The organism is Stutzerimonas sp. R40042, assembly GCF_026642215.1.
Classification (GTDB): domain Bacteria; phylum Pseudomonadota; class Gammaproteobacteria; order Pseudomonadales; family Pseudomonadaceae; genus Stutzerimonas; species Stutzerimonas frequens.
Genome location: NZ_CP113258.1, coordinates 2,647,326 through 2,660,000, shown reverse-complemented (window position 1 = coordinate 2,660,000; position 12,675 = coordinate 2,647,326). Strand labels below are relative to the sequence as shown.

Annotated in this window: 7 protein-coding genes, 2 tRNA genes and 3 rRNA genes (1 of these 12 cut by a window edge); 8 read left to right on the top strand and 4 right to left on the bottom strand. The window is 57.3% G+C overall.

Features of this window, described 5'->3' with window-relative positions:
* From OUY36_RS12480 to OUY36_RS12445, 8 genes are all read left to right on the top strand, one after another.
* Nucleotides 1-24 (top strand): 16S ribosomal RNA (locus OUY36_RS12480); it begins 1,513 nt to the left of the window's first position.
* Between the two features lie 91 nt (nt 25-115).
* Nucleotides 116-192: transfer RNA gene (locus tag OUY36_RS12475), tRNA-Ile, on the top strand.
* A 6-nt stretch (nt 193-198) separates the two neighbouring features.
* Nucleotides 199-274, top strand: a tRNA-Ala gene (locus OUY36_RS12470).
* A gap of 255 nt (nt 275-529) precedes the next feature.
* Nucleotides 530-3,420 (top strand): 23S ribosomal RNA (locus tag OUY36_RS12465).
* Nucleotides 3,421-3,554: 134 nt separating this feature from the next.
* Nucleotides 3,555-3,670 (top strand): 5S ribosomal RNA (rrf, locus tag OUY36_RS12460).
* Together the 16S, 23S and 5S rRNA genes with 2 tRNA genes alongside form the textbook arrangement of a ribosomal RNA operon.
* A 217-nt stretch (nt 3,671-3,887) precedes the next feature.
* Nucleotides 3,888-4,244 carry a 6-carboxytetrahydropterin synthase QueD gene (gene queD / locus OUY36_RS12455; RefSeq protein ID WP_026006452.1) on the top strand — a complete coding sequence of 119 codons (357 nt, stop codon included), beginning with the start codon at nt 3,888-3,890 and terminating at the stop codon, nt 4,242-4,244.
* A 196-nt stretch (nt 4,245-4,440) separates the two neighbouring features.
* Nucleotides 4,441-5,757: a Na+/H+ antiporter family protein gene (locus tag OUY36_RS12450; RefSeq protein ID WP_110776777.1), complete on the top strand. Its 1,317-nt coding sequence runs from the start codon at nt 4,441-4,443 to the stop codon at nt 5,755-5,757.
* A 121-nt stretch (nt 5,758-5,878) separates the two neighbouring features.
* Complete coding sequence (locus tag OUY36_RS12445) at nt 5,879-6,943, top strand: AI-2E family transporter (protein ID WP_267934496.1); 1,065 nt, start codon at nt 5,879-5,881, stop codon at nt 6,941-6,943.
* A gap of 37 nt (nt 6,944-6,980) precedes the next feature.
* Here OUY36_RS12445 and OUY36_RS12440 read toward each other — a convergent pair whose 3' ends face one another.
* The 4 genes from OUY36_RS12440 to OUY36_RS12425 all read right to left on the bottom strand — a co-directional run bounded on the left by OUY36_RS12440 (nt 6,981) and on the right by OUY36_RS12425 (nt 12,671).
* The gene (locus tag OUY36_RS12440; RefSeq protein ID WP_267934495.1) at nt 6,981-8,975 is read right to left on the bottom strand and encodes a PhoX family protein; all 1,995 of its coding nucleotides are present in this window, start codon (nt 8,973-8,975) and stop codon (nt 6,981-6,983) included.
* 184 nt (nt 8,976-9,159) lie between these two features.
* A complete protein-coding gene (locus OUY36_RS12435; protein WP_063541741.1) occupies nt 9,160-10,755 on the bottom strand; it encodes an isocitrate lyase in 1,596 nt (531 codons plus the stop codon).
* A gap of 480 nt (nt 10,756-11,235) precedes the next feature.
* Nucleotides 11,236-12,045 carry a secretin N-terminal domain-containing protein gene (locus OUY36_RS12430; protein WP_267934494.1) on the bottom strand — a complete coding sequence of 270 codons (810 nt, stop codon included), beginning with the start codon at nt 12,043-12,045 and terminating at the stop codon, nt 11,236-11,238.
* Nucleotides 12,042-12,671 (bottom strand): DUF7931 domain-containing protein, encoded by a 630-nt coding sequence (locus OUY36_RS12425; protein WP_011913434.1) that lies wholly within the window; start codon nt 12,669-12,671, stop codon nt 12,042-12,044. The genes OUY36_RS12430 and OUY36_RS12425 overlap by 4 nt, the downstream gene beginning before the upstream one ends.
* Nucleotides 12,672-12,675: the final 4 nt, after the last annotated feature.

The following is a 12,675-nucleotide window of genomic DNA, read 5'->3' as shown; positions in this document are numbered from 1 at the left end:
ACCTGCGGCTGGATCACCTCCTTAATCGAAGACACCGGCTTCGTCATAAGCTCCCACACGAATTGCTTGATTCACTTGCGAAAGGCGATTGGGTTTAGACCCGAGAGTAACGATTGGGTCTGTAGCTCAGTTGGTTAGAGCGCACCCCTGATAAGGGTGAGGTCGGCAGTTCGAATCTGCCCAGACCCACCAATCGAAGGGGCCATAGCTCAGCTGGGAGAGCGCCTGCTTTGCACGCAGGAGGTCAGCGGTTCGATCCCGCTTGGCTCCACCATTAACTCTAGTCGCCGAAAGCTCAGAAATGAGTGTTTACCAGGACGGTTGTTGATCGCCTGGGTTGAGCATTGATTTCTGGACTTTGCGCCAGAACTGTTCTTTAAAAATTTGGGTATGTGATAGAAGTAGACCGATGTGTTGCTTTCACTGGCAGCATGTCGCGTCAAGGTAAAATTTGCGTGTTCTCTATGCAAATTTTCGGCGAATGTCGTCTTCACGTTATAGACAGTAACCAGATTGCTTGGGGTTATATGGTCAAGTGAAGAAGCGCATACGGTGGATGCCTTGGCAGTCAGAGGCGATGAAAGACGTGGTAGCCTGCGAAAAGCTTCGGGGAGTCGGCAAACAGACTTTGATCCGGAGATCTCTGAATGGGGGAACCCAGCCATCATAAGATGGTTATCACACACTGAATACATAGGTGTGTGAGGCGAACCAGGGGAACTGAAACATCTAAGTACCCTGAGGAAAAGAAATCAACCGAGATTCCCTTAGTAGTGGCGAGCGAACGGGGACTAGCCCTTAAGCTTCTTTGATTTTAGCGGAACGCTCTGGAAAGTGCGGCCATAGTGGGTGATAGCCCTGTACGCGAAAGGATCTTAGAAGTGAAATCGAGTAGGACGGAGCACGAGAAACTTTGTCTGAACATGGGGGGACCATCCTCCAAGGCTAAATACTACTGACTGACCGATAGTGAACCAGTACCGTGAGGGAAAGGCGAAAAGAACCCCGGAGAGGGGAGTGAAATAGAACCTGAAACCGTATGCGTACAAGCAGTGGGAGCCTACTTTGTTAGGTGACTGCGTACCTTTTGTATAATGGGTCAGCGACTTATTTTCAGTGGCGAGCTTAACCGAATAGGGGAGGCGTAGCGAAAGCGAGTCTTAATAGGGCGTCTAGTCGCTGGGAATAGACCCGAAACCGGGCGATCTATCCATGGGCAGGTTGAAGGTTAGGTAACACTGACTGGAGGACCGAACCGACTACCGTTGAAAAGTTAGCGGATGACCTGTGGATCGGAGTGAAAGGCTAATCAAGCTCGGAGATAGCTGGTTCTCCTCGAAAGCTATTTAGGTAGCGCCTCGTGTATCACTGCTGGGGGTAGAGCACTGTTTCGGCTAGGGGGTCATCCCGACTTACCAAACCGATGCAAACTCCGAATACCAGCAAGTGTCAGCACGGGAGACACACGGCGGGTGCTAACGTCCGTCGTGAAAAGGGAAACAACCCAGACCGTCAGCTAAGGTCCCAAAATCCTGGTTAAGTGGGAAACGATGTGGGAAGGCTTAGACAGCTAGGAGGTTGGCTTAGAAGCAGCCATCCTTTAAAGAAAGCGTAATAGCTCACTAGTCGAGTCGGCCTGCGCGGAAGATGTAACGGGGCTCAAACCAGGTACCGAAGCTACGGGTTCATCGCAAGATGAGCGGTAGAGGAGCGTTCTGTAAGCCTGTGAAGGTGAGTTGAGAAGCTCGCTGGAGGTATCAGAAGTGCGAATGCTGACATGAGTAACGACAATGCGAGTGAAAAACTCGCACGCCGAAAGACCAAGGGTTCCTGCGCAACGTTAATCGACGCAGGGTGAGTCGGTCCCTAAGGCGAGGCTGAAGAGCGTAGTCGATGGGAAACGGGTTAATATTCCCGTACTTCTAGTTACTGCGATGGGGGGACGGAGAAGGCTAGGCCAGCAAGGCGTTGGTTGTCCTTGTTTAAGGTGGTAGGCAGAGATCTTAGGTAAATCCGGGATCTTAATGCCGAGAGCTGATGACGAGCTTTCTTTTAGAAAGCGAAGTGGTTGATGCCATGCTTCCAGGAAAAGCCTCTAAGCTTCAGGTAACTAGGAACCGTACCCCAAACCGACACAGGTGGTTGGGTAGAGAATACCAAGGCGCTTGAGAGAACTCGGGTGAAGGAACTAGGCAAAATGGCACCGTAACTTCGGGAGAAGGTGCGCCGGTGAGGGTGAATGACTTGCTCAGTAAGCCCATGCCGGTCGAAGATACCAGGCCGCTGCGACTGTTTATTAAAAACACAGCACTCTGCAAACACGAAAGTGGACGTATAGGGTGTGACGCCTGCCCGGTGCCGGAAGGTTAATTGATGGGGTTAGCGCAAGCGAAGCTCTTGATCGAAGCCCCGGTAAACGGCGGCCGTAACTATAACGGTCCTAAGGTAGCGAAATTCCTTGTCGGGTAAGTTCCGACCTGCACGAATGGCGTAACGATGGCGGCGCTGTCTCCACCCGAGACTCAGTGAAATTGAAATCGCTGTGAAGATGCAGTGTATCCGCGGCTAGACGGAAAGACCCCGTGAACCTTTACTATAGCTTTGCACTGGACTTTGAGCTTGCTTGTGTAGGATAGGTGGGAGGCTTTGAAGCGTGGACGCCAGTTCGCGTGGAGCCATCCTTGAAATACCACCCTGGCAACCTTGAGGTTCTAACTCTGGTCCGTTATCCGGATCGAGGACAGTGTATGGTGGGTAGTTTGACTGGGGCGGTCTCCTCCTAAAGAGTAACGGAGGAGTACGAAGGTGCGCTCAGACCGGTCGGAAATCGGTCGCAGAGTATAAAGGCAAAAGCGCGCTTGACTGCGAGACAGACACGTCGAGCAGGTACGAAAGTAGGTCTTAGTGATCCGGTGGTTCTGTATGGAAGGGCCATCGCTCAACGGATAAAAGGTACTCCGGGGATAACAGGCTGATACCGCCCAAGAGTTCATATCGACGGCGGTGTTTGGCACCTCGATGTCGGCTCATCACATCCTGGGGCTGAAGCCGGTCCCAAGGGTATGGCTGTTCGCCATTTAAAGTGGTACGCGAGCTGGGTTTAGAACGTCGTGAGACAGTTCGGTCCCTATCTGCCGTGGACGTTTGAGATTTGAGAGGGGCTGCTCCTAGTACGAGAGGACCGGAGTGGACGAACCTCTGGTGTTCCGGTTGTCACGCCAGTGGCATTGCCGGGTAGCTATGTTCGGAAGAGATAACCGCTGAAAGCATCTAAGCGGGAAACTTGCCTCAAGATGAGATCTCACTGGAGCCTTGAGCTCCCTGAAGGGCCGTCGAAGACTACGACGTTGATAGGTTGGGTGTGTAAGCGCTGTGAGGCGTTGAGCTAACCAATACTAATTGCCCGTGAGGCTTGACCATATAACACCCAAACAATTTGGCTGTTAGACGGTAAGTCGACATATAGACCGAAAATCTGCACGAACACGCAATACCGATTCGATCACATACCCAATTCGCTGCAGCGGCTCAACCCCGAGGCAGCAACCGAATTGCTTGACGACCATAGAGCGTTGGAACCACCTGATCCCATCCCGAACTCAGCAGTGAAACGACGCATCGCCGATGGTAGTGTGGGGTCTCCCCATGTGAGAGTAGGTCATCGTCAAGCTCCTATCCCAAACCCCCGACCCGCATACGCGGGCCGGGGGTTTGCTTTTGCGCCTGGGAAAAATGCGCGCGGGGCCACTGGTTTGTTGAGGCCGATAAGTTACTGCAGCTACTCCTTTGGCTGTGATTGCCCTGCGTAGCAACCTCTGTGCATGAATCACGCGGGCAAAACGCGTAAAATTGCGCGCTTCGTCGCGATCAGATCACGAGTGCATACAGTGGAAATATTCAAAGAATTCACATTCGAGTCGGCGCACCGTTTGCCGCACGTACCGCAAGGACACAAATGCGGGCGGCTGCATGGCCACTCCTTCCGTGTTGCCTTGTATATAAGTGGGCCAGTGGATCCACATACTGGTTGGATTCGGGATTTCGGTGAGCTGAAATCCATCTTCAAACCGCTTTACGAGCGTTTGGATCACAACTATCTGAACGACATTCCCGGTCTGGAAAACCCCACCAGCGAGAACCTGGCGAAATGGATCTGGAACGAGCTGAAGCCGCTGCTTCCAGAGCTTTCCCGCGTCCGCATTCACGAGACCTGCACAAGCGGTTGTGAATACCGTGGTGAGTGATCATCGCGTTGGGTTTTATCTGCTCAGTAAAAAGCTGGTACCGCTAACGCCGAGCCAGTGATAGGGAACGGCTACTGACAACTCAGATTACGCTCATTCGTCTTGAATGTGCCGTTCCGATTTTGACAGTTCCGCGCAGTTGCTGCAGAGTGCGGCGCTTTTCTACGCGACTTGGTCGTTTATACGGAGATTTGAAATGAACGCAGTTGTTGCGGCGGTCGGCATCATGCTGGTCTTGAGCCTTTGCCGCGTGCACGTGGTCGTTGCTCTTATTGCCGGGGCCATGGCCGGTGGGTTGATTGGCGGGTTGGGTATCGAAGGCAGCCTCGCCGCTTTCAACAAGGGCCTGGGTGGTGGAGCGACAGTGGCGTTGTCATATGCTCTGCTTGGTGCGTTCGCCGTAGCCATCGGCAAGAGCGGTCTGGCCCACGCGCTTGCCGACAAGGCTCTGGCTTTGGTCGGAAAGCAAGGCGGCCAGGGCACCGGTGCGGTGAAGTGGATGATGATCGCACTTCTGCTGGCGGTAGCTATTTCGTCCCAGAACATCCTGCCGATTCATATTGCGTTTATTCCTTTGCTGGTTCCGCCGCTACTTTACGTACTGTCGAAGATGAAGATCGACCGGCGCCTGATTGCCTGTGTGCTCGCGTTCGGGCTGATCACTCCTTACATGTTTCTTCCGGTTGGGTTCGGCAACATCTTCCTCAATGAGATTCTGCTGGCCAACGTTGCCAAAAGCGGTGTGGATGTAACCGGAATCAAGGTCACCCAGGCGATGCTAATCCCAGCTTTGGGCATGTTGTCGGGGCTGGCGATCGCCTTCTATAGCTACCGCAAGCCGCGTGAGTATGACCTTGCTCGCATCGAGCAGGTGGAGCCCAGTTCGGTACGTTACAGCCCTCTGACCTTGGTGGTGGCAGGCATTGCCGTTGCTGCGGCGTTCGTTATTCAGCTGTGGCTGGACTCGATGATTCTCGGCGCACTCGCAGGGTTCGTGATCTTTTCGGTTTCCGGTGTGGTGCGCTGGCGGGAAGCGGATGACCTGTTTACCGACGGCATGAAAATGATGGCCATGATCGGCTTCATCATGATTGCTGCTGCCGGTTTCGCTGAAGTCATGCGTGAAACGGGGGAGGTGAAGCTGCTGGTGGATGCATCCACTCAGTGGATCGGCGATAGCAAGGCCATTGGCGCTTTGTTGATGCTGCTGGTCGGCTTGCTGGTGACGATCGGTATCGGTTCGTCGTTTTCTACCGTGCCGATCATTGCTGCCATCTTCGTGCCGCTTGGTGTCGAGCTGGGATTCAGTCCACTGGCGATCGTGAGTCTCGTTGGCACAGCAGGCGCGTTGGGTGATGGCGGTTCTCCGGCATCCGACTCCACACTAGGGCCCACGGCCGGGTTGAATGCCGACGGCCAGCACAACCACATCTGGGACACCGTCGTACCGACATTCCTGCATTACAACCTGCCGCTGCTCGCATTCGGCTGGCTGGCTGCGATGACACTGTAGCGATAAAGCAAGTGGGCCGCCGTCAGGACAACGACGGCCCTATCCCTGATCATCTGTCCGGCCCGCACTCGCGCGCTCGCTCGTTGACTAAACAGTACGAAACGCAGCGACAGGGTCAATAATGGTCAACTCGACGCTCGAGCATAAAGTCTTCCTCGTCCTGCTGGTGGTGGTTTCCCTTGCATTCGGCTGGATCCTACTGCCGTTCTACGGGGCAGTCTTCTGGGCGGTCATTCTCGCCATCCTCTTCGCGCCTCTGCAGCGCTACCTTTACCGGCGATTCAGGCAGCGCCGTAACCTGGCGGCGCTGTTTACCTTGCTGGTTTGTCTGCTGGTTGCCGTACTGCCGGTCATCTTGATTACGGGCATGCTGGTCCAGGAGGGCGCGACGCTCTACAAGCAGATCGAGAGCGGCGAGTTGGACATCGGCCGTCTGGTATCGGGCCTGAGAGAGCTGTTACCACCATCGGTGCAAATGCAGCTGCAGCGTTTTGGTTTCGGTGACCTAGACTCCATGCGCGAGCGGCTGGCGTCGGGCGCACTCGAGGGCAGTCAGTTTCTCGCAACCAAGGCATTCAGCTTCGGCCAGGGAACATTCCAGTTCCTAGTGAGCTTTTTCGTCATGTTATATCTGCTGTTCTTTTTTATCCGGGACGGCAGAGAACTGGTTGCGCGGATCAGGCAGGCCATTCCGCTCAGCGAGGCGCACAAGCGACGGCTTTTCAACAAGTTCACTCGGGTGGTGCGGGCAACGGTCAAGGGCAATATCGTCGTGGCCGTAACTCAAGGTGCTCTGGGCGGCATCATATTCGCCGTGCTCGGCATCTCCGGCGCGTTGCTCTGGGGCGTACTAATGGCGTTTCTATCTTTGCTGCCTGCAGTAGGCGCTGCGTTGATCTGGACGCCCGTAGCGATCTATTTCCTGATGAGCGGTGCCATCCTGCAAGGAGTGATACTCACCCTCTACGGTGTTCTGGTGATTGGCTTGGTAGACAACATCCTTCGTCCTATCCTGGTTGGCAAGGATACGAAGATGCCAGATTATGTCGTGCTGATTTCAACCCTTGGAGGCTTGGCGTTGTTTGGCCTGAACGGCTTCGTTATCGGCCCGCTTGTCGCCGCGCTGTTCATATCGACCTGGGGATTGTTCACTGCGCCGGATGAAACTAGCGCCGAGCGGGCGTGAAAGCGAAGGGGCGGGCTCGCAGCCCACCCCTCCATTGCTACATCAGGCGTTTCCCATCTTCGCGACTGATGATGACCGTGGCTGACCTTGGCCTGCGGCCCGTTCCATCCGGCCAGCTGCTGGTGAAATTTGTCGATGTGGAGCCTTCACCAGGATGTTGTATGTTCACGAATAGTGTTCTGAAGTCCGGCGTTGCCGTTATTCCTGTCACTTCAGCGCCCAAGGGGCCGACGAGAAAGCGTCTTGTCTCACCATTCCTTGGATCCGAAACCAACATCTGATTATTGCCAAAAGGCCCTGTGCGCAGCTGACTGCCGCTCATATCGGTCTGGATCCACAAGCGGCCCTCATCATCGAACCACAGGCCATCCGGGCTGGCCATGATGTTGCTGCCGTCGAGGGCGCGGCCTGTAGGGGAACGGCTATCGCTTTCCGGACCGGCGAGCAGATAGAGGTCCCAGTTGAATCGAGTGCCGGCGAAATCCCGACTGGCTTCGCGCCAACGGATGATATGGCCGTAAGCATTAGGCGTCCGTGGGTTGGACGGAATGGCCTGCTCGCGACTGCTGTTGTTGGTCAGGGTGAAATAGACATCGCCGGTATCTGGGTGGACCGCGCCCCATTCTGGCCGGTCCATCTTGGTCGCGCCGACAATGTCGGCAGCCAGCCGCGTATTGACCAGTACTTCTCCCTGGTCGGCGAATCGGATTCCGGCCGCTTCGCAAGCGCGTTGGAAGTCCGGGTTGTCATAGTCCAGTGCCAGCCAGTCGCCGCTGCCATCGGGGTTGAAGCGCGCAACATAAAGAGTGCCGTCGTCCAGCAGGCGACCATCGCTACGCTGCGGCCGATAACGATCTCGGCTGACGTACTTGTAGATGTACTCGTTCTGCGAGTCATCTCCGGAATAGCAGACAACGGGACGGCCAGGCTTTACTGGGGCGAACACCAGGCCTTCGTGAGCGAAGCGGCCTAAGGCGGTGTGCTTGACGGGAGTAGAGGTAGGATCGAATGGGTCGATTTCCACAATCCAGCCGAAGGTGTTCGGCTCGTTTCGATAATCACCACTGGCGTCTGCTGCGGTCCGCGTTGCGTTGAAGCGCTCGAACTCGTCGCCCGCGACCGTCTCCCATCCGTAGCGGCCACTACCACGCACGCCGTAGCGGCTGAGCTCACGTGGAAGCTCGGAATCAGCACTGGCGAAGTAACCGGCCCAGTTTTCTTCGCAGGTCAGATAGGTGCCCCAAGGTGTGTGGCCATTGGAGCAGTTGTTGAGCGTGCCACGGGTTGAAGTCCCACTCGGGCTGTAGCGGGTTCGCATCAAGGCATGGCCTCGTGCGGGTCCTTCGATGCGCATCGGCGTCGCACCGGTAATACGTCGATTGCGTGAGCTGGGCAGCACGGACCACTCGCCCCGGGGGCCACGACGAATCTCGACTACCGAGACGCCGTGAGCGTTGATCTCCTTGCGAACCTCGTCGACATTGGCGCGCTTGTCATCCACGACGGTCGGACCGTTAGGGTGGAGCAGGGGCGCATCGATGTACTCGTGATTGAGGACCAGCAAGCCGTGGTCGCTCTGCCGACCGCCCAGCCTCGCATTCATGGGGAAGAAGTGCATTCCGTCGTGGTGCATGCCGACCTGTTGGGCCTGATCTTCCGCACTGTTGCTGGCGTCTTCCAGCCAGGCTGGGTAGCGCCCGGTAATCGGGGTACCCCAGGGAATGAAGGTGGTCGCGGTATAGCCAGCGGGTACAGTGATGGTGTCGGCTCGGGTAACAGCGACTGGTGCAAAGGGCAGGCGGGTACGACGTCTGAACGGAACATCCTTGATGCCACGGGCCATCGGCTCTGCCGCTTGCGCGAGGCCGGGAAGGGATGCGCCGAGAAAGGCCAGGGCACCCATGGCTGCGCCGCCCGCGAGGACTTTGCGTCGGCCGAGGGAAATCACATCCTGGATATGCGGATTCGTCGAATGGTTACTGGGCAACTCGTCCCCGTTGCCGAACAGAATGTCGTTGTTCTCAGTAATCACGGCGCAGCTCCATAACGATTGTTGTCGGAGCCATGACGCTAAGGTTCGTATGCGACAAGAGAATGACAGTGGGGCGCGGGACGACGAAGCGTAACCGTACACCACTCAACCAGTCGCAAAAAAAAGCCCCGGCGAATGCCAGGGCTTCTTCACACCTGCAGCCCGTGAAGCTGCGAACCGGTTCTTAGTGGAACTGGTTCATGGTGTTGTCTTTACCGCTCGCCTTCAGAGCAGCTTCGCCAGCGAAGTACTCCTTGTGGTTGTCGCCGATGTCGGAGCCAGCCATGTTCTGGTGCTTGACGCAGGCGATACCCTGACGCAGTTCCTGACGCTGCACGCCCTTCACGTAGGCCAGCATGCCTTCTTCGGCGAAGTAGCCCTTGGCCAGGTTGTCGGTCGACAGAGCAGCAGTGTGGTAGGTCGGCAGGGTGATCAGGTGGTGGAAGATGCCGGCGTGAGCGGAACCGTCCTTCTGGAAGGTACGGATCTTCTCATCAGCGATCTGAGCCAGTTCGGTCTCGTCGTACTCGACGCTCATCAGCTTGGTGCGATCATAGGCGGACACGTCCTTGCCTTCGGCAACCATGGCATCGAATACCTGCTGACGGAAGTTCAGGGTCCAGTTGAACGACGGGCTGTTGTTGTAAACCAGCTTGGCGTTCGGGATGACTTCGCGGATGCGGTCAACCATGGCCTTGATCTGGCCAACGTGCGGCTTCTCGGTTTCGATCCACAGCAGGTCAGCGCCGTTCTGCAGGGAGGTGATGCAGTCCAGGACGCAACGGTCTTCGCCAGTGCCCTTGCGGAACTGGAACAGGTTGGACGGCAGACGCTTCGGACGCAGCAGCTTGCCTTCACGCTTGATGACGACGTCGCCGTTGCCCAGTTCGGCTTCGGAGATCTCTTCGCAATCCAGGAAGGAGTTGTACAGGTCGCCCAGGTCGCCCGGCTCTTTGGTCACGGCGATCTGCTTGGTCAGACCGGCGCCCAGGGAGTCGGTACGAGCAACGATCACGCCGTTGTCGATGCCCAGCTCGAGGAAGGCGTAACGAACGGCAGCGATCTTGGCGAGGAAGTCGGCGTGCGGAACGGTCACTTTACCGTCCTGGTGGCCGCACTGCTTCTCGTCAGAAACCTGGTTCTCGATCTGGATGCAGCAAGCGCCTGCTTCGATCATGCGCTTGGCCAGCAGATAGGTGGCTTCCGGGTTACCGAAGCCAGCGTCGATGTCTGCGATGATCGGGACGATGTGAGTTTCGTAGTTGTCGATCTGGCTCTGGATCTCGGCAGCCTTGGCGGAATCGCCGGCCTCACGAGCAGCATCCAGAGCGGTGAACAGCAGGTCCAGCTCACGGCTGTCAGCCTGACGCAGGAAGGTGTACAGCTCTTCGATCAGGTCGGAAACGGCAGTCTTCTCGTGCATCGACTGGTCCGGCAGCGGGCCGAACTCGGAGCGCAGAGCAGCGACCATCCAGCCGGACAGGTAGAGGTAGCGCTTGTTGGTGGTCTTCAGGTGCTTCTTGATGGAGATCAGCTTCTGCTGACCGATGAAGCCGTGCCAGCAGCCGAGGGATTGCGTGTAAACGGACGAGTCGGCGTCGTACTCGGCCATGTCCTTGCGCATGATGTCGGCGGTGTACTGAGCGATTTCCAGACCGGTCTTGAAGCGGTTCTGGGCGCGCATGCGAGCGACGGACTCAGGGTTGATGGCGGCCCAGCTGCTGCCGTATTGCTCTTTCAGGGCGGCAACTGCCTTGATGTCGTCTTGATATGCGGACATGTTCAATCCTTCAAAAATAAGTGTGGTTGAGCACCGACTTTTTCCCACCGAACCTACGTGCTATCGCTGATCAGTGCGGGCAACACGCGGCAGAGCGTCGAAATATCGACCGGGACGAGGATTGAACCAAGGAGAAGGGGGGATACGACCGCCGGGCTGGCTGGTTCCGGTTGCTGCGCCCACAGCCGGCGTGGCTGCCGTGTGCGCTACAACAACGAGAAGCTGGTCAGACTGGCTGATGCGTCAATCGCTACCCCGTCCCTCGGGACGACTCGTTCCAGTCGCAACCTCGTCAGTCCGCCTTGTGGGCAGTACAGTCACGGAACGGCTCGGCTGGTTGGCTGGAGCACGCCCCGGAGACCCTTGCCAGGGCCCCTGGTTAGCGGGAGCGGGCCAATAATGCGCCGCTGTTTTTTCATCGTCAATGGTTTTGTAGTGTTTTTTTTAGACCACTACATCTTTCTGCGCGTCAGCAGTGGTTCAGTCGAGAACATCTACTTTCAGGCGCATCGAAAGGTTCTGGCTGCCCTGGGTGGAATAGCGACGCAGCGTGCCGCGCTGATCAGAACTTGCGCTTTCATCGACACCGCCCACGGTGATCCATTCGCCGACACGCCCACTGACGCGGGTATCGGCATTCTGCACTTCGACGACGCCACTGCGGCCCTGAGCGAGTCGGTCGCGGCTGCTGCTGATACTGATCTGCACGCGATCGCCATGCACCGTGGCGGTGGCGTAGAAGCCACGCAGAACGTCACGATACTGGGTTTGCTGATAGATCTGGCCATAGCCATCGGTGCCCTGAGTCGTCAACGGAACACTCTGGCCAACCTGAATGAGCGCGGGATAGCCCTCGCTGGCCTGGATCTGCTGAATGCCACCGTCCCGGCTGTTGGTACTGCGACGAATGATGCGAACCTGGTCCCTGCCTCCGATCTCGCCGCGGCCCGTTTCGAACTCCACGTCGCCGGCGCGTACCGAGCCGTCTACCCGATATCCTCCCGTCGCGCTGCTAGCCGAGTCTTGGGTATCGACGCTGATCAACAGGCGTTTGGGGGCTACATCCAGCTGATCGACCACTTGCCGCAGCTCGCGAATCAGCGCGTCCGGTGCGTTGACGATCAGCTGGTTGCCATATGCCGTGACACGGCCCTGGCCGCCCAGTACCGATTCGGCTACCGGGAGCACTTCCTCGCCCATGCGGTTGTTGAGCTGGATGACTTCGGTTGCCGCCTGTAGCGGTAGGCAGATGCTGAGCGCGACGGCCAGCAGCGTGATACGAGGACTCATAACAGGAAGCTCCGCAAGTTTGCGTCCGATTGCCCATGATCCCATGCCTTGTCGAACTCTGCCTGGCGTATGCGCACGCGAGCAGGGTCACGATACAGGGCGTAGCCAGCATACTGGTCGGCCTTGGGGCGCTCCAGCAGCCCGCAGTCGTCGGCGAGGAGATAGGTGCCGTTCGGCTCGGGGTAGTCCGGATGCAGCTTGCGAATATGGACATTGCTGGTCAACCGGCGCGCGAGTTGAAGAAGGCGATGCCCTTCCTTCACGGCGCGAGTTGGGTCGGCGACCAGGATACGCAGCTGGTTGCGAGGGTGTGCGAGCAGAAGGCGAGTGCAGGCCTGCTGAATGCTGCTGTGATGATAGAGCCAGGGCTCCAGGTCAGTGCTGTAGATGCACAGGGCGCGGGTCGCCTGCTGCAGCATGGCCAAGGCGTGCTGGCGTACTTCAGTCGGCTTGTCGAATCGTTGCAGCTCGACATCCCGTCCAAGGCGGAAGGGAGCCGCGACCCAGGCTTCGGGCTCGGGCAGATCAGGAGGCGGATTGTGTACGGCGAAGCGCCCCGGGGAGTGAAAGTCGATAGCCGGCAGTTCGGCCTGTTCGGTTCGCTCCTTGGGGGCATCGTCGTTCATTTCG